Genomic DNA, 18,349 nt, shown 5'->3' on the forward strand with positions numbered 1-18,349 from the left:
AAAATAATTTGGATTTGATATGTCGTTTAAAGGAAAAATCCTTCATAAGCAACGCCGATGTTTATACTTGGTTCGTTATTATATCCGCTTTTAAACATACGGTTAGAATAGTTGGCCTTGATAACAACTTGTGGAATAGGAAAATAGTTTACGCCAAATGCCACACGTTGGCGAGCTGTATAAGTGTAAACTGGTTGTAATGCCCCGGCCACATGCGAGTCATAGGTTTCGTAACGTGCAAAAAGATAAAATTTCTGATTGTCTTCGCGCATCTTAACAATCTGCGAGAAAAGGTCATATCCTGCTTCTATACCAATAGCATAGGCATTTTTTCCTACGTTTGTTTTATCGTATGGCGAACTCTTCTGCATATTGGCCTTAGCCACACTCAACCTTTGCGCACCTGATACATAACCGTAATCAGCCTGACCACGTACAATCCAATTATGTTTATTATAAGTAAAGTCGAGTGCTCCTATATAGGTCATCGCTTTAACTCCATCGTAAGGTTTTCCTTTTCCTTCCATTTCATTAGGCGAAGTGTTGTGCATGGCTTGTCCCATATAACCCGAAACACCCAGTCGTAAACCTGGAATAGAATAGTTATCCACACGAACTACAAAGCCATACTTGTTAGCAGGTTTGAATTCGTAGGCTGAGCCTGCGCCCTTATGCACCCATCCGTCGCGTCCAAACAATAACGCATTCAGTCCGGCAACAACTTGAAACTGGTATTTGAAGTCTTTTAATCTACCCCAAAAAGCAATTCCCGTGTCGTGCCAAGTACTTGGTAAGATGGTGTTTTCGCCTTCTGGGCGATATACAGTGAAGAAGTTTAGGGGTTCATGGTGTGCGTTATTCAGACCAACGGGTACAACAAAGTGACCGAGTTTAACGTTTGCCCACTTCGCAAACGATTTCTGTATCCAGAACTGCTCTAGTTCTACCTCGCCTCCTTTTTCTATTTCAGATTCAAACTCTCCGCCCTCATCGGCTTCAATCTCAACAGCACTACCAGTTCCAGTGTGTTCAAACTCGATTTCTGTGCCAAGACTCCAACCCTTTCCGAAGTCATAGCCCAAATAAATTACAGCATGCGGAATATCAAACCGCCCATTGCTAGGGTCTTTGGCATAAAGTTTCGGACGGCGATAGCGAAACTGATTGTCGCTATAAAAGTTGCGTGAGTACGCCACTTCTCCATAACCACCAATACTTAAGCGGTTTCCTTTTACATGATTCATCACACTGTCGGCTGCATTAACCTGTGCTTGCACCGTAGAAATCGAACAAGCAGCGATTAAAGTTAAGAGCGCTGTGATAGATTTACTCATAACAGTTTTTTGTATTTGGATGTTTTTAGATGTAAGGCGACGCGGATTTCTGGTTACGTTCTTGTCTCCAATGTCCGGTGTTATTATAAGAATTGAATTGGGGATAACCACATACTTGACGATCAAGAGTTGCAATCATCACCGCGCCACCTTAATAATTCGCTGCAAAATTATATTATTTTCGGTTATAAAACAATACTTAAAAGTGGGTAATTCTTTAATCATCAATATTAGGTATGTCGGCCATTCCACCTTTAATTAACCGCATATTACATTATTTAATGCATACAATAAAATACCTATTAGTTATTATTGGCTGTCTCATTTTTTTTTTATTACTTTGCAGATTGTTATAGTGGTAATAATAACGAAAGGTAACATTGGTATGAAAAATCATAAGATGTACGAGCCCGATGATAAGATGATACTTCTTATCAAAGACAATTACAACATCTTGCAGACGCTCAGCGCCTTTGGGATTAGCTTGGGCTTCGGCGACAAAAGCGTGCGCGACGTTTGTGAGACTCAAAACGTTGACACCTATACGTTCCTGGCTGTGGTGAATTTCGCCATAAACGGCTATCGCGACTATGACGATGCCGACAGGCTTTCCATACCCACACTTATCAAATATCTCAAGGCTAGCCACGAATATTTTCTTGATTTCCAACTGCCTTTCATGCGCAAAGCACTCGTTGCTGCATTGGATGAGCAAGACAACCTTGCTAGGCTCATCATCAAGCTATACGACGAGTATGCCCATAGCATTCGTTCGCACATGAAATATGAAGAAAAAATGGTATTCCCCTATGTCGATTCGTTACTAAACAATAAGGCACAAAACAACTATGACATAGAGACATTCTCTAAACACCACGGACAAACAGACGTGAAACTTCGAGAACTCAAAAACATCATCATTAAATATTTGCCTTCAGACGGACTAAGGAACAACCAGCTAACGGCTGTGCTCTACGATATTTATAATAACGAAGAATGGTTGATGCACCACGGCCAAGTGGAAGACGAAATTTTTGTGCCTGCCATTCGTCGCTTGGAAGCTAAGTCGAAACAAAACGACGTTTCGGTAAAGATATCCAACATGATTAACCACACCAGCGAAAACGTAGACAATCTAAGTGAACGCGAAAAGGAAGTTATCATTAGTCTGGTGCAAGGCATGACCAATAAGGAGATTGCCGACCATCTTTGCATTTCTATCAACACGGTTATCACCCATAGAAGAAACATCGCACGCAAGCTACAGATACACTCACCAGCAGGACTTACCATTTATGCCATCGTAAACAATTTGGTTGATATTTCCACTGTAAACCTCTAACCGCTTGCATATGATGAACAATCACCCAGAGATGAAGATGAAAGAACGCCCACGCATTGCCATCGTAGACCCCAACACGTTGGCCATTCTTGGACTAAAACAGATTTTACAAAATGTGTTGCCTATCATACAGGTAGACACCTTCAACTCGTTTAACGAGTTGACAAACGGAAATCCCGAAGCATATTTCCACTATTTTGTAGCAACTAACATTGTGATTGAAAACAGAAATTTCTTTCTCGACCACAAGAATAAAACCATTGTGCTTACAGCTTCTGTTGAACCTAGCAGTCAGATGGCTGGTTTTAACAGTCTTTGCATCAATGTTCCTGAAGAACAACTGGTGCGTTCTATCCTGCAACTTGAGCAATATGCGCATGCACATGGTCGCAATTTGCCACCTCTCCCCCATGCTTTGCAAATGAAAATATTGTCGGATAGGGAAATTGAAGTGCTTGCACTCATAGTTCAAGGTCTAATAAATAAGGAGATTGCCGACCGCTTGAATATTGGTATTACCACTGTTATCACCCATCGCAAGAACATTATGGACAAGCTAGGCATGAAAAGTGTGTCGGCACTTACCATCTATGCGGTTATGCACGGATATGTAGACATCAGTAAGATTTAGCCTTTACCCACCAAAGGTTACGTCGTGTTTTTCATTTTTCCAATAACCATAAATGATAAATCATGTCACAGTGTTTTCAATTCAAACAGTTTACAGTGCATCAAGACCGCTGTGGCATGAAGGTGGGTACGGATGGCGTGTTGCTTGGTGCATGGGCAGAAGGCGGAAAACATATTCTTGACATCGGTACTGGCACAGGACTTATTGCTTTGATGTTGGCGCAACGATGCCCCGAGGCTGAAATAACAGGTGTGGAATTAGACGAGCAAGCTTCCCTACAGGCTCAAGAGAATGTAACTATGTCCGCATTTGCCCTACAAGTGAAGATTGAAAACATGCCCATTCAGCAATTTTCAAAACAACAACTACTACATAGCCATTTTAACGCCATTGTTTCTAACCCACCCTTTTACCATTCACTTAAAAGCAAAAGCAACGAGCGCACAATGGCCCGACATACAGAGACCCTCACTTTTAAAGAACTTTTTCAGGCTGTGAACTTGCTGCTCGCCCCAAATGGCTGTTTTAGTACAGTTATACCAACCGAAGAACTAGACGCATTTATGAGCGAGGCTTATATTTATGGACTGTTTGTTAGCAGACTTGTTATGGTAAAAACAGTGGAAACAAAAAAGCCTAAACGCTGTTTGATTAGCTTTGTGAAACAAAAACCACTACGCTTTAAAACAGAAGAAGTCACCATCAAAAACGCTAAAGGGGAATATACACCTTGGTACGTACAACTAACTGGCGACTTCTACCTAAAATAAAGTTCATTTACTCGCACAATCTAAAAAACAACCGCTTATGCTCACACTTCAAAATAGCCATATTCTAGGCGACAAAGATGCTCAATATTGCCTTATTCAACCAATAGACCAAAACGACGAAAAACTACTAACACAAGAGTTTAACACCATTTGCGAACTTTGCAAAGGTAAAACAATAATGTTAATTGCATTCTTAGTAGACAACTGGATGCACGACTTAACACCCTGGAAAGCACCTGCAGTGTTTGGAAAAACCAATTTTGGAGACAGTGCAACCCAAACATTGAACTATATTTGCGATGACTTGGTGCCCTATTTAAAGACTAATGTGCTGACAAAACCAAAAGAAACTAATTTAATTATTGGGGGCTATTCGCTTGCAGCATTGTTTGCACTATGGGCTGTTACACAGACTAATCTCTTTGATGCCTGCGCTGCAGCCTCACCATCTGTATGGTTTCCCAACTGGACAACTTATGCATCAACTAGGCTTTTTAATGTTGATATCATATATTTGAGCCTAGGAGACACTGAAAACAAAAGCAGAAACCAACATCTGGCTCGTGTTAACAACCATATGGAGGCTCTGGTGAAAATGCTTAAAGATAAAAATTACATCTTCGAATGGAACGAAGGCAACCACTTTGTACAATCAGATGTGCGCACAGCGAAGGCTTTTTCATGGTGCATCAATCAATTGGCTAATAAACAACCCTTAATTTGACATCAAGAACGCCAATATATTGTAAAATATTTAATACAGATTTTAACATTATGAGTAGATTTTTATTCACCAACTTCCCACTCGCTCGCAAATAATCGATTCTCGCGAGGGTTTACCTTTCCAAAATACAAAACCAATTAACCAATGCCAACAAACAGAAATTCCGACGAAACAAATAGTATTTTTGAGCGAAAAATATACTATTTGTAGCAAAATAGCCTGCTATCTCGTACAAAACACACTGCTAACTCCTACTAAACGCAGGGCTAACTCGTGCTAAACGCAGTGCTAACTCGTGCTAAACGCAGTGCTAACTCATGCAAAACGCAGAGCAAAATGATGCAAAATGCAGTTCTAAATGCAGCATTTAGTAGGTTCTAGTGAAGTCTGTTTTCCCAAAAACGATTAAGAAAATCGACTTTTATAAGTAAAAAAGGGGTTTTAAAATGGCTTTTTAGCCACTAAAAGCTATTTTTTGAACGATAAATAATGAGAGGTCTACAGCAAATAGAAAGGCAAAACGGTACAAAATGGAAGTATTGAACTCAATATTGATGTAAAACAAAAAGAAAGAGGAGCGAAATTTGTCAAAAATCAATGCTTTTTAGCAGTTTTTTTCGCTAAAACGAGTCGTTACTGAAAGTGTATTTTGTAAAGTTAAATTACCATTTTTAACAAAAACAGAACGGAAAAATAATTACCCCCTAGAGCTTAACCCACGTTCACTTATTTACGCCAAACAAAGCCATTATAAAAAGTAAAAGGAGAGATAGCCATATACCTTACAGCCATTAGCAGGTGCTAATGATTCAACATCAGTTATTATAAATAAAAATCAACATGAGCAAACCTGAACTACCTTCGAAAACAAAAACACGACAAATAGTCTTAGCGATTTTTCTTCTTAATATACCATTGGTGCGTAAATAGCACATATTGCGCAAATGCCAAACAAATGCATATCAACGAAACCAAAAGAACCAGATGCACATCATCTGAAAAGAAGAAATAACCAGCAAAAAGCCCAGCAGATACTCCGCTTTCCCATCCCAACATATAGGTACTAACAGCCGTTCCACGCTGACAATGTTTGCTTAACTTAATAAAGAAAAGCAAGAAACGTGACCCAATAAGTCCCACCCCCATCCCCACAAGCACGGGCGAAATATAAGTAACAACCATCTGCTTGCGGGTAAGCGTCATCATCAAAGCAGCAGCGATAAGAATAGAACCAGACACAATCTGACTTTTAAGGTCGGCATCGGCAAACGCAAAACGCTCAGCAAGCAAGGCCAAACAAAAACCAACCATCAGCATGGCATAAAACATGGCCGTGTATTGAGTAGATAGAAGAAGGCCTAACGACAAGCAAATTATAAAAAGATTGAGGAAAAGCCACTTAGCTTGGGGCAAGAAAAAACGGTCGCCACTGAACTTCTTCACGCCATCGTCGGGGGTACGGAAGGGGAAATTAACCGTTGCCAACAGAACGAAAGCTGTTAAAGCCAAGATAATGCTTACCCAAAAGGAATTGAAATTGGTGCGAGCAAAGACAATACCAACCATCGGCCCAAGCGACATAGCAAAGCGTGCAAACCACGCAGAAGCATGATTGGCCTCGGTGCGTTGGAAAGACTCACTCTTATCTATTATCAAAGTGCTTGAAAGAATCATCTGCACCAAACCGAAACTAGCACCTAAAGTAACACGAAAAAATAGGAGTAAATAGGAAAGAAGCCATTGCTGTGGTACTTCAACCCCAACAATCCAAATGCCAAGCAACGAGCACACCACGCCCATCATAGCCCAAAGACATACCTTATTGCGACGATAGCGCTGCACAAACCAATTGCAAAATCCACCTAATAAAAACAAACCAACACCATAAGCGCCCATCACCATGCCAACATCTCTATGTGACAAGCTTGTGTCATTATACATCCAAACCGGCAAAATGGGTATGAGCAGATAAACCGACATAGTAATAAGCAAGTTGGCGATGGCCAAAATCCAAAAGTCGGCATGCCAAAGGCTTATGTGTACAGGGGTGTTTTGGGTATCCATAACTACGTTATTAATTAATCACATGAAGTAGAGCAGAAGGGCATACGCACAGGGAAGTAAAACGAAGTCATTACTAAACGTGCCAAGAAACATTAATAAGACTCGTCAGCAGAAGGGAATGTAGATGTCTTTACATCGCCAATATAGGCCTGCACAGCATCAGTCATCTGCTTAGCGATGTTGGCATACTGTCTTAAAAATTTGGGTTTGAAACCTTGAGTTAGCCCAAGCATGTCGGCATAAACAAGAATTTGTCCATCCGTTTCGTTGCCTGCGCCAATGCCAATTGTGGCACACGACACCCGTTTTGTAACCTCGGCAGCCAGCGACGCAGGCACTTTCTCTAGTGTTATGGCAAAACATCCAGCCTCATCAAGCGCAATGGCATCGGTCATCAGCTTTTGGGCCTCGGTCGCCTCTTTAGCTCTAAGTCCATATCCTCCAAATTTATGCACGCTTTGAGGAGTAAGTCCCAAGTGACCAACAACAGGTATACCGATGTCTACCAGCTGTTTGATAGTATCAGCAATTTCAATACCACCTTCCAACTTCAAGGCATCAACACCCGTTTCTTTCATAATGCGCACAGCATTGGCCATAGCCATTTCTTTGGAAACCTGATAAGTACCAAACGGCATGTCGCAAACAACCAATGCGCGTTGCACAGCGCGCGCAACACTTCGAGCATGATATATCATCTCATCGAGCGTAATAGGTAAAGTGTCGACATTGCCAGCCATCACATTAGAAGCCGAATCACCCACCAAGATGCCGTCAATACCAGCACTATCGATAATTGTTGCAGTGGTGAAATCGTATGCTGTGAGCATAGAGATCTTTTCGCCTTGGCGCTTCATCGCCACAAACTTGTTTGCTGTTACCTTTTTAATGTCTGTGTTTAAATAGCCTGCCATTACGTTCTTTCTTTATCAATTAATGGAGTTAGAGACTCGCCCCAACTCCATTCTTACTTTTACAATTGTTAATCCATGGCAAAGTTACGCAATATTATCCACATGAGCAAATTGTGCTTATTAAAGACACGCATATAGTTAGGCCATAAAGCAAATAAAGACTACAACAAACAATCGCTTTATAACTTAATATCAGACACTTGCGATATAACCAATTGCACCTCATCATCGGTCATAGTGGGGTTTAATGGCAAACTAAGTTCTTCGTTGTGTATGCGCTCGGTAATGGGCAAGGAAAGCTGTGCCCAATGTGAATAGCACTGTTGCTTGTGGGGCGGTATAGGATAATGAATAATGGTTTCAATGCCCCGCTGTTGTAACTCCTGCTGCAACTTTTCGCGCTGAGCACACAACACAGGGAAGATATGAAACACGTTGTTGACTAAGTAATCGCGTGTGGGCAGGGTTATGTTTTCGTTACTAATCCCCTCTACATAATGTTGGGCAATAGCCGTACGTCGTTGGTTGTCTTGATCAAGCCACTTAAGTTTCTCGGAAAGCACAGCAGCCTGCACTTCGTCCATCCTGCTGTTTTGTCCAACGTATTGAAAAACGTACTTTTTGTTCGACCCATAGTTGGCTATTGCGCGTATGATCCCTACAAGGACTTCATCATTGGTTGTCACCCCTCCAGCATCACCCAGTGCACCCAAGTTTTTTCCAGGATAGAAACTGTGTGCTGCTGCATGACCAACACTACCAGTTCGTTTATCATTCCACAGGCAACCATGGGCTTGCGCATTGTCTTCTATCACCAAAAGTTCATGCTCGCTGCAAAGAGAAAGTAATTCATTGGTGAACGCACATTTGCCATAAAGATGCACAATGAGCAAAGCTTTGGTACGTGGGCCAACGTGTTTAACCATCTGTTGCGCATCAATTTGAAATGTGTCGAGATGCGGTTCAACCAACACAGGCATCAAACCACTGGATGTTATTGAAATAATTGAAGCTATATAAGTATTTGCTGGCACTAAAACCTCATCGCCTGGGTGCAACACCCCCCTCTCCATGTATGCCTTAAAAATAAGCGAAAGGGCATCTAAACCGTTACCACAAGCCACACAATGCGCTGTACCAATATATTGCGCATAAGCATTTTCGAAGGCTTTAACTTCGTTACCCAACAGATACCAACCACTATCCACCACCCTACTTACAGCAGCTTGCAGTTGCTCGCGGTGTTGTGCAGTGTAACGTTGTAGGTCGAAATACTTTAACATCATATCACGGAAGACTAATACATTATTATATAGACACAGGGAAGCAGATAATAAACACAAACATAAATGTACACGCCAAAGATTAAGGTTGCCATTCGTAGGTGTCGTAACAAACGCCACGCCCACCAAATCCCTCTTTCTGAAAAATAAGCGATGTATTTAACCTCCGGCCTTGGTCTTCAGTAGACTTGCCAAAATCGAAAAAAGATTTGTGAACGAACACTTCGTTGATGAGATAACGAAACAAGAGGTCGAGCGCCCCCACACTTTTACCTTTGGGCGAAGCTGATATGTATTGCACATGCACTACGCGAGGCATGACATAAACCACCGTTCCAGCCACCATCTCTTCACCTAAATAGGCGACATATAGACGTATATGCTGAGGGAATAAGGTAGCCAAAGCCTTAATCTCGGCAAGCGAATGAACAGGACTTACGCCATAGCGCTGTTGTAAATTGGAAGAAAGAACTTCCCAAAAGGTCGCAAAATCATCACTGCTAGCAACGCTTACTCCAAGCCTTTCGGCCTTTCTCAGACAGTCTTTACGCGACTGACTAAAACTAATTTTGTTTTCTTGGGCAATTGTTGAGGAGATTTCTCGAGCCACAAGACGAGCATTACAAATATTGACAAGCGCATAGAGGTCTTCTTCGGCAGGCATTTCATGGTAGATCCATGGCACAGGACGATACACTACGCGTGTTATTCCAGCATTGCGCAACCACAAATTGAGACACACAAACATGTGCATCACCTTTTCTGTTTTAGCCCTTTTATCGGTAATCAGTCCACCATAGGTTAGTCCTCCATGCGAAGTAACACTACCGTCAGCCTCTTTATTTAGTGGTAAAAGAGCCACTAGAGACTGTCTGTCGTAGATTAGCAATGAGAAATCATCGAACCGCTTTTGGTGATAGTCCATATAGTTTCGCAAGAAAAGAAAAGAACCATTTCGGCTTTTACGAACAAAAGCATCCCATTGGGTTTTCATTGCGGGCATATATCTAACAACTTCGTACATTTGAAAGGGAAGATAGGACATTAAACAGGTTTGACTTAAAGCAGAAAATCACTTTTCTTTACCGCGTATATATTGTAGAAAATCGCCGTATTCACGAATATAGTCGTCTTCATTGAAAGCTTCAGATGCTAAAACAAGACAAACGGCCCCTGAAGAGAAGTCGTCAAGTGTACGCCAAGTATCGACATCAATAAGCAAACCTTGGTAAGGATGGTTGAGCAACACCGTTTCATGTTCATCTCCATTGTCCAAAGTAACATGAAAACTACCGCTAAGGGCAACTACTATCTCTTTGCACGATTTATGCGAATGCCCTCCTCTACATTCCCCACTAGGCACATCATATACCCAATAAGCCCGTTCTATCGCAAAGGGTACATCCTTAAACGACTGTGCAACAGTTAGATTACCACGCGGATCGGTAATTTTCTGAAAATTGATTAGGGTTGTATTAAGGTGTTTCATTTTGTTTTAATCAAGTTTTTAAGCATCTGCCATTCGGGTGTAATGGCCAATCTGCGCAAATCACAGGCAATCTTTTCTGCAGTTTGGGCATCCGTTTCGTTCAGTGCTTCTGCCAATTGGCGCAACGTTAGTCTTGTATTTCCAAATAATCCATAGAAGGAAATGAGTCTCTGTTCGTGCAAAGTGGGTAACAGGTGGAGCAAATGTTCAACATAATGCTCCACCTGATGGCTCACCAACTTTGGGTTATCGCCCAAGTTGATTAGAAAGATATGCAACTCCTTAGAGATGTTGTCCATTAACGATTGCCGTACATTTCTTCGTAATACTTCTGATAATCGCCACTTGTTACTTCAGCAATCCATTCTTGGTTGGCCAAATTCCACTCGATGGTCTTCACTATTCCATCAGCAAACATTGTTTCAGGATACCAACCTAATTCGTTCTTTATCTTTGTTGGATCAATGCCATAACGCTGGTCGTGCCCCAAACGGTCGGCCACATAGGTGATGAGTTCTTCATTAATCCAATCGGTACGAATTTCTCCATTAGCATCCAGCTCTTGCTTTTTAAGCACACGGCGCAGATTTTTATCATTATCCATCAGTTCGCGAATGGTTTTGATAACCAGCTTTACAATGTCGATGTTCTTCATTTCGTTATGCCCACCAACATTATACACCTCGCCAACACGTCCTTCGCGCACCACAAGGTCGATGGCTTTACAATGGTCTTCTACATAAAGCCAATCTCTTACGTTCTCACCCTTGCCATAAACAGGAAGCTTCTTACCCTCTAAAATATTATTGATGATTAAGGGAATAAGTTTCTCGGGAAAGTGATACGGACCGTAATTGTTAGAGCAACGTGTGATGCTTACAGGCATGTGATAGGTATCATGATAAGCCAATACAAACATATCCGCGCTAGCTTTTGATGCACTATATGGGCTGTGAGGGCACAAAGGCGTGGTTTCCATGAAATAGCCAGTATCTCCAAGCGAGCCATAAACCTCGTCGGTAGAAACCTGGTGATAACGCTTTCCTGCCTTCCAAGTGGGATAACCAGTTTCGTCTTTGCCTGTAACCCAAGCTTTACGCGCTGCATCAAGCAGGTTTTGAGTGCCAAGAATGTTCACCGATAGAAACAGCTGAGGGTCTTCGATGCTACGGTCTACATGACTTTCTGCAGCGAAGTTAACCACATAATCAATGTCGTTGTCGGCAAAAAGGTCATTAACCAAGTCTCGATCGCGGATATCTCCACGAACAAATACACAACGTTTGTCGTCGATGTCGTTTTTAATCGTACCCAAATTGCCTGCATAAGTAAGCAAATCGAGCACAATAACCTTAATGTCGTCGTTTTGATACTTCTTTTCTAAGAGGTACTTAATGTAATTGGCGCCGATAAAACCGGCTGCTCCTGTTACGAGATAGGTTTTCATACACAAATATATTTATTACTATTTTATTTTGTCTGTTAATGTAATTACTTCACAATCGGTGTACTTCGCTCCGTCGATAGTAAGCCTCACAAGCGTTCGGTCTTTGTGATAACCAGAAATGCCAGCCGCTCCTGGGTTTATATAAAGCATGTTCAACGTTTTGTCGTACTGTATTTTCAATATATGCGAATGCCCTGCAACAAATAAATTAGGCGGACTGGCATAGAGTGTGCTTTGAATTCGAGGGTCATAATGTCCTGGATAACCACCTATATGGGTGAGCAAAACATCTACATCTTCGACTTTAAAGCGCAACCGCTCGCGGTAAAGCCGGCGTAGATCGCCTCCATCGATATTGCCATACACAGCCCTTAGTGGCTTAATGGCTGCCAAACGCATAGACACTTCTAACGAACCGATGTCGCCAGCATGCCATATTTCGTCGCATTCTGCGAAATAGGTCTCATACCTATCATCCCAATAGCCATGAGTGTCGCTCAAAATACCTATTCGCCGCATAACTTAGAATACTTAGCTTGAATGTATTGACCAAGGAAATCGGCTGTCGCAGATATGCCTAAGACAGAGGAGTTAACGCAAAGATGGTACGAAGAGGCGTGTCCCCAAGTCTTTCCCGTATAGAAATCGTAATAAGCAGCTCTACTTTCATCACCTTCGCGCACAATAGAACCTGCTGTTTTCTCATCACATTGGCGACGCTGCATCACACGCTGAATACGATCTTCGATATTTGCTGTAATGAAAAGACTTATAAGCTTAGGAGATTCTCGCAAAATATAGTCGGCACATCTACCAACAAATATACAATTATCAGTTTCGGCAGCTTTAACAATGACTTCACTTTGAAACTTGAACAACTTGTCTTGAGACAGTTCGTTTTGAAACATTTCATTCTCACCGCCAATAAAAGGAAGATGATAGCGAAAAAAACTTTTGCTAAATGCTTTTTGTTCATCGTTACGTTCAAAGAGTCGCTCACACAATCCGCTTTCTTTAGCAGCAAGATTTAGCAACTCTTGGTCGTACATCTTGTAAGCTAAGCGTTGCGCAAGCAAAGCTGCAATTTCCTTACCGCCACTTCCAAGCTGTCTGCCAACTGTTATAATAATATTCGAAGCGTCCATCGCTATTTTGTCTTTTGTTTGTTAATCTTACGCATAAACAAGTACATGATAATTGCTGTTACCAGTGCCGAAATAGTATCTGCAACGGGCATAGAATACCATACACCATCAACACCATAAAGCGTAGGCAATACCAATAGCATCGGAATTAAGAAAACCAACTGGCGAGAGAGCGAAAGAAAAACGCTAACCTTAGCTTTTCCTATACTCTGGAAGAAGTTGGCGACAACCATCTGAAACCCAATAATGGGAAAAGAAACTGTTGTTAATCGCATTGCATGCACCGAAAGGGAAATAAGTGTTTCGTCGGATGTAAAGAGTCTAACGCATTGCTCTGGAAAGAACTGTCCGACAATAAAACCTACTGTAGTGACACACGTACCACAAATAACAGCATATTTCAACACACGCATCATGCGGTCGAACTTCATCGCACCATAATTATAACCCGCAATAGGCTGCATACCCTGATTAACGCCTATGGTTATCATCACAAAAATAAAGGCAATTCGGTTGATGATACCATATGCACCAACCGCCATATCGCCTCCATGATCAACCAAGCTGTTGTTAATGATGATTACAACAAAGCAAGCGCACACGTTCATTGAGAAAGGAGACATACCAATACCAATGATATTTTTCACCAGTTGACTCTTCAATCGATATATTCCGCGCTTAAAATGGATAAATTCAGCCTTATTGCTAAACATCACCACCTGCCAAATCAATGCAAATAGTTGCGAAAGAACAGTGGCATAAGCCGCTCCACGAATACCCAAGCCTAATGGCCAAATAAAAATGGGGTCGAGAATGGCATTGAGAACCACCGTAAAGATGGTCATATACATAGACAACTGAGGCTTTCCAGCAGCACGTTGCAAGGCATTAAGTCCAAAATATAAGTGCGTAATAACGTTTCCGCAAAGAATTATCTCCATGTAGTCTTTGGCATAGGGTAACGTTTGAGCACTTGCTCCGAAGAACATCAAGATCGGATCAAGAAACAACAAGGAGATAATTGAGAAGCTAATACCTGTTATGATATTCAACATAACTGTATTACCAAGAATATTTTGGGCTGCTCCGTAATCTTTTTGTCCCAGTTTTACAGAAAGTAAACTCGACGCTCCCACCCCAACTCCTGCACCGAAAGCAGTAGAAAGGTTCATCAAAGGGAATGTAATGGCCAATCCTGAAATGGCCATGGCACCCACGCCCTGCCCAATAAAGATACTATCAACCATGTTGTAGAGCGACGATGCTGTCATAGCGATAATAGCGGGGACGGCATACCGCATCAGCAATTGCCCTACAGGTTTAGTACCTAACTCAAGTGTAGCTTTCTGATTATCCATTGTTTAATTTCTCTTTCACATGCAAAAGTAATAATTATAGCTGGCTTTCCCAAATTACCCGTACATTTAATTCTTACTATTCTTACAACATCACGCATTGCTTATCTGTAAATTGTGCTGCACTTGACAAGTATATTCTGCTTGATACACAAATAAAATGCTTGATTGGTTTGGTTAAACAGATTAAACAAAATGTGTGTTGTACAGATATGTAATTTATCATCTCCTCACAAATTTCTCTTTTGAAACATAAGATTATGTAGAAAAGCCCGTTACATATTTAAAATTTATGGATTATGAAAAGCATAACGCAAACGTAATTACATTGGTCTCCATAATTCCTGCAGAGCATAATTCAGTTGTTATGATGCAGACAGCACTTAAGTATTTGCCAATAGTGGTGTGAAACATTGGCCAATTATTTTGTAATTATCGCGATTTGCGTTATCTTTGCACCCATATTTCGAAATAAAAACTTTTATTATACCATTTCATGAAACAGTACAAGTTAGTGAACAACGTGCTTGGGTGGCTTGCTTTTTTTATTGCTGCCTTCGTATATTGTTCAACAATCGAACCCACTGCAAGCTTTTGGGACTGTCCTGAGTTTATCACCACAGGCTATAAGTTAGAAATAGGCCACCCGCCTGGTGCTCCTTTCTTCATGCTTACCGCCAATTTGTTCTCGCAATTTGCTAGCGATGTTACACAAGTGGCTAAGATGGTAAACATTATGAGCGCGCTATTAAGTGCCACAACCATCCTATTCCTCTTTTGGACTATCACACATCTTACGCGAAAACTTATCGTTAAGGATTGGGATAGCATGACTCTAAGCAAACTCATTGCCATTCAAGGCTCGGGATTGGTAGGCGCTTTAATCTACACTTTTAGTGATACATTCTGGTTTAGCGCCGTAGAAGGCGAGGTTTATGCCTACTCATCTGCCTTTACAGCTATTGTATTCTGGCTTATTTTGAAATGGGAAGACCATGCCGACGAGCCACATAGCGACAGATGGCTAGTACTTATCATGTATATGACTGGTCTTAGCATTGGTGTTCACTTGCTCAACTTGCTGTGTATTCCTGCCATTGTCTTGGTGTTTGTATATCGCAAGTTCCCCAACATGGAAGTTAAAGGCTCACTGCTTGCCCTCCTTGTATCGTTTATTGTAGTGGCCGCAGTGCTTTATGGCGTTGTTCCTGGTATCATCACCGTTGGTGGATGGTTCGAATTGTTCTTCGTTAACACACTTGGGATGCCTTTCAACACTGGCGAAGTGGTGTATATCATGCTTTTGGTTGGTGCTGTTATTTGGGCTATCTACGAAAGCTACTCGCAGAAAAGCGAGAGAAGAGAAAACATTTCGTTTATCATTGCATTTGGTTTACTAGGTGTTCCGTTCTACGGTTATGGCTGGTCGGCCTTCTTTATCGGCATCATTGTTCTTGGTGTGCTGTATTATGTGCTGAGCTTTAAGCGTAGAAACGAAGCAAAAAAACTGATACCGCTCATCTCTTCAAGAATAAAAAACACGGTTTTGCTTTGTATGTTGATGCTGATGATTGGCTATTCTAGCTATGCGGTTATCGTTATTCGCTCGCTGGCCAATCCTCCAATGGACCAAAACTCGCCTGAAGACATCTTTACTTTGGGCAGCTATCTAAGTCGTGATCAATACGGAGACAGACCTCTGGTGTACGGACAAGCTTTCACTTCTCAAGTGCAGCTCGACCGCGAAGGCGACATGTGCAAACCAAGGACCAACGAAGGCGCACCCATTTATCAGCGCAAAGAAAAAGCTAGCAAAGAAGAAAAAGACTCTTATGTTGTTGTTAGCAGAAAGAATAAGTACGTTTATGCACAGAACATGTTGTTCCCACGTATGTGGAGTCCACTTCATGCGCAATCGTATAACGACTGGTTAGGAGGCATAGATGGCTCAGAAGTGCCTTACGACAGGTGCGGAGAAACATTGATGATAAAGATGCCGAGCCAGATGGACAACATCAGGTTCTTCCTTTCTTATCAATGTAACTTCATGTATTGGCGCTACTTCATGTGGAACTTTGCTGGAAGGCAGAACGATCTACAAGGAAACGGCGAACTGGAACATGGTAACTGGATTTCGGGTATTAGCTTCTTAGACAACGCTCGATTGGGAGATCAAAGTAAGTTGCCCGACGATTTGAAAAACAACAAAGGACACAACGTTTATTATTGTTTGCCTTTGTTGCTTGGTATTATTGGTTTGTTCTGGCAATCGTTTCGCGGACAGCGTGGCATACGACAGTTCTGGGTGGTGTTCTTCCTCTTCTTCATGACAGGATTGGCCATCGTTATCTATCTTAACCAAACGCCATCGCAACCACGCGAACGCGACTATGCCTATGCAGCCTCGTTCTATGCCTTTGCCATTTGGTGCGGTATGGGCGTTGCAGCCATTATCGACTTGCTTAAGAAACGCGTTAAAATAGAAGGCACAATCGTGTCGGCTGTTGTTGCAGCGCTTTGTCTTTTCGTACCCATCCAAATGGCTTCGCAGAACTGGGACGACCACGACCGCAGCCATAGAGATACTTGCCGCGACTTCGGACAAAACTATTTGATGACCCTTCAAGACGAAGGCAATCCCATTATATTCACAAATGGCGACAACGACACGTTCCCCTTGTGGTATAATCAAGAGGTGGAAGGCGTGCGTACAGATGCTCGTGTTTGTAATCTCAGCTACTTGCAAACTGACTGGTACATCGACCAAATGAAGCGTCCTGCATACAATTCGCCTTCTGTTCCCATCTCATGGCCTCGAATTGAGTTCTGCTCGGGAACCAACGAGTATGTTGAGGTGGTTCCGCAAGCCAAAGAACAGCTGATGGAGTTCTACAAAAAATATCCAGATGAAGCCAAAGCCAAATATGGCGACGACCCATTTGAGTTGAAGAATATCCTTAAATACTGGATTCGCTCGAAGGATAAAGATACGCACATCATTCCCTCTGACACCATTTACGTTACTATTGACAAGGAAGCAGTGAAAAAGAGTGGCATGATGATGGCTAGCGACAGCATCCCCGACCGAATGGTGATTTCTCTTAAAGGCAAAAGCGCACTATATAAGGGCGATTTGATGATGCTAGAGATGATTGCTCAATGCAACTGGGTACGCCCGATATACGTGGCTTCTACTGTTGGACAGGACAATTACATGAACCTTGGCGACAATTTCGTACAAGAAGGTTTGGCCAATCGTATTACTCCTTTCACCACTAACAAGCCTGGTGCAAAGAACTTCGATACACAAAAAACCTATAACAATGTGATGAACCGCTACAAATACGGCGGACTGTCACGTAAGGATATCTATATCGACGAGACCATTATGCGTATGTGCTACACGCATCGCAGAATTATGGCCCAGTTGGCATTGCACCTTATCTCTGAAGGCGACAAGCAAAAGGCTAGCAATGTGCTGCAAAAGGCTGAAAAGGAATTACCGCCTTACAATATCCCCTACAACTATATGAACGGAGGATTGGATATTGCACGTGCCTATGCAATGATTGGACAAACGGCCAAAGCTAAAGAAGTGATAAATGCTGTGTGGAGAAATGGCGAACAATACCTTAATTGGTACATGTCGCTCGAAGGCACACGATTTGCCAACTCTATGAACGATTGTATGCTGCAGATGTATATACTGAGGCAAACAGCTGGCATTATGGACCTCGTTGATAAGCAAGAAGCTGCAAAACAAGAGAAAAAACTCAACCTTCTCTTTAAGCATTATCAAGAAAAAGGTGGCACAATGCCCATAGACGACGAACTAGAATAAAAACAATTAT

General features: G+C 42.0%; 16 protein-coding genes. 5 read left to right on the forward strand and 11 right to left on the reverse strand.

The features are described from left to right. Positions 1-26 precede the first annotated feature (26 nt). The gene (locus tag QME03_RS04125; RefSeq protein ID WP_281723559.1) at positions 27-1,334 is read right to left on the reverse strand and encodes a hypothetical protein; all 1,308 of its coding nucleotides are present in this window, start codon (positions 1,332-1,334) and stop codon (positions 27-29) included. 385 nt (positions 1,335-1,719) lie between these two features. Here QME03_RS04125 and QME03_RS04130 point away from each other — a divergent pair, with 385 nt between their 5' ends. The 4 genes from QME03_RS04130 to QME03_RS04145 all read left to right on the forward strand — a co-directional run bounded on the left by QME03_RS04130 (position 1,720) and on the right by QME03_RS04145 (position 4,801). Beyond that, complete coding sequence (locus tag QME03_RS04130) at positions 1,720-2,676, forward strand: LuxR C-terminal-related transcriptional regulator (RefSeq protein ID WP_025815117.1); 957 nt, start codon at positions 1,720-1,722, stop codon at positions 2,674-2,676. Positions 2,677-2,686: 10 nt separating this feature from the next. Continuing rightward, on the forward strand, positions 2,687-3,307 hold the full coding sequence (locus tag QME03_RS04135; protein ID WP_044075574.1) for a response regulator transcription factor: 621 nt from the start codon (positions 2,687-2,689) through the stop codon (positions 3,305-3,307). A 62-nt stretch (positions 3,308-3,369) separates the two neighbouring features. Continuing rightward, positions 3,370-4,077: a tRNA1(Val) (adenine(37)-N6)-methyltransferase gene (locus tag QME03_RS04140; protein ID WP_273114972.1), complete on the forward strand. Its 708-nt coding sequence runs from the start codon at positions 3,370-3,372 to the stop codon at positions 4,075-4,077. A 37-nt stretch (positions 4,078-4,114) separates the two neighbouring features. Then, positions 4,115-4,801, forward strand: a complete 687-nt coding sequence (locus tag QME03_RS04145) for an alpha/beta hydrolase-fold protein (RefSeq protein WP_281723560.1) — start codon at positions 4,115-4,117, stop codon at positions 4,799-4,801. 888 nt (positions 4,802-5,689) lie between these two features. Here QME03_RS04145 and QME03_RS04150 read toward each other — a convergent pair. The 10 genes from QME03_RS04150 to QME03_RS04195 form a co-directional block, all read right to left on the reverse strand. Beyond that, positions 5,690-6,865 carry an MFS transporter gene (locus tag QME03_RS04150; RefSeq protein ID WP_025815121.1) on the reverse strand — a complete coding sequence of 392 codons (1,176 nt, stop codon included), beginning with the start codon at positions 6,863-6,865 and terminating at the stop codon, positions 5,690-5,692. A 92-nt stretch (positions 6,866-6,957) separates the two neighbouring features. After that, positions 6,958-7,779, reverse strand: a complete 822-nt coding sequence (panB, locus tag QME03_RS04155) for a 3-methyl-2-oxobutanoate hydroxymethyltransferase (RefSeq protein WP_273147640.1) — start codon at positions 7,777-7,779, stop codon at positions 6,958-6,960. A gap of 179 nt (positions 7,780-7,958) precedes the next feature. Beyond that, a complete protein-coding gene (locus QME03_RS04160; RefSeq protein ID WP_281723592.1) occupies positions 7,959-9,062 on the reverse strand; it encodes a DegT/DnrJ/EryC1/StrS family aminotransferase in 1,104 nt (367 codons plus the stop codon). 82 nt (positions 9,063-9,144) lie between these two features. Beyond that, positions 9,145-10,086 (reverse strand): GNAT family N-acetyltransferase, encoded by a 942-nt coding sequence (locus tag QME03_RS04165; RefSeq protein ID WP_281723593.1) that lies wholly within the window; start codon positions 10,084-10,086, stop codon positions 9,145-9,147. 48 nt (positions 10,087-10,134) lie between these two features. Then, positions 10,135-10,551 carry a sugar 3,4-ketoisomerase gene (locus tag QME03_RS04170; protein WP_273113185.1) on the reverse strand — a complete coding sequence of 139 codons (417 nt, stop codon included), beginning with the start codon at positions 10,549-10,551 and terminating at the stop codon, positions 10,135-10,137. Continuing rightward, positions 10,548-10,850, reverse strand: a complete 303-nt coding sequence (locus QME03_RS04175) for a histidinol dehydrogenase (RefSeq protein WP_273262275.1) — start codon at positions 10,848-10,850, stop codon at positions 10,548-10,550. Before QME03_RS04175 ends, QME03_RS04170 begins: the two co-directional genes overlap by 4 nt. After that, positions 10,850-11,998 (reverse strand): dTDP-glucose 4,6-dehydratase, encoded by a 1,149-nt coding sequence (gene rfbB / locus QME03_RS04180; RefSeq protein WP_281723561.1) that lies wholly within the window; start codon positions 11,996-11,998, stop codon positions 10,850-10,852. Before rfbB ends, QME03_RS04175 begins: the two co-directional genes overlap by 1 nt. A gap of 18 nt (positions 11,999-12,016) precedes the next feature. After that, positions 12,017-12,517 (reverse strand): metallophosphoesterase family protein, encoded by a 501-nt coding sequence (locus tag QME03_RS04185; protein ID WP_281723562.1) that lies wholly within the window; start codon positions 12,515-12,517, stop codon positions 12,017-12,019. Beyond that, the gene (locus QME03_RS04190) at positions 12,505-13,143 is read right to left on the reverse strand and encodes a cytidylate kinase-like family protein (RefSeq protein WP_025815126.1); all 639 of its coding nucleotides are present in this window, start codon (positions 13,141-13,143) and stop codon (positions 12,505-12,507) included. Before QME03_RS04190 ends, QME03_RS04185 begins: the two co-directional genes overlap by 13 nt. 2 nt (positions 13,144-13,145) lie before the next feature. Then, positions 13,146-14,501, reverse strand: a complete 1,356-nt coding sequence (locus QME03_RS04195) for an MATE family efflux transporter (RefSeq protein WP_281723563.1) — start codon at positions 14,499-14,501, stop codon at positions 13,146-13,148. A 493-nt stretch (positions 14,502-14,994) separates the two neighbouring features. Here QME03_RS04195 and QME03_RS04200 point away from each other — a divergent pair, with 493 nt between their 5' ends. Next, positions 14,995-18,339, forward strand: a complete 3,345-nt coding sequence (locus QME03_RS04200) for a protein O-mannosyl-transferase family (protein ID WP_281723564.1) — start codon at positions 14,995-14,997, stop codon at positions 18,337-18,339. The last annotated feature ends 10 nt before the right edge of the window (positions 18,340-18,349 follow it).

The organism is Hoylesella shahii (genome assembly GCF_937990675.1).
In the GTDB taxonomy this organism is placed as follows: Bacteria; Bacteroidota; Bacteroidia; order Bacteroidales; family Bacteroidaceae; genus Prevotella; species Prevotella shahii.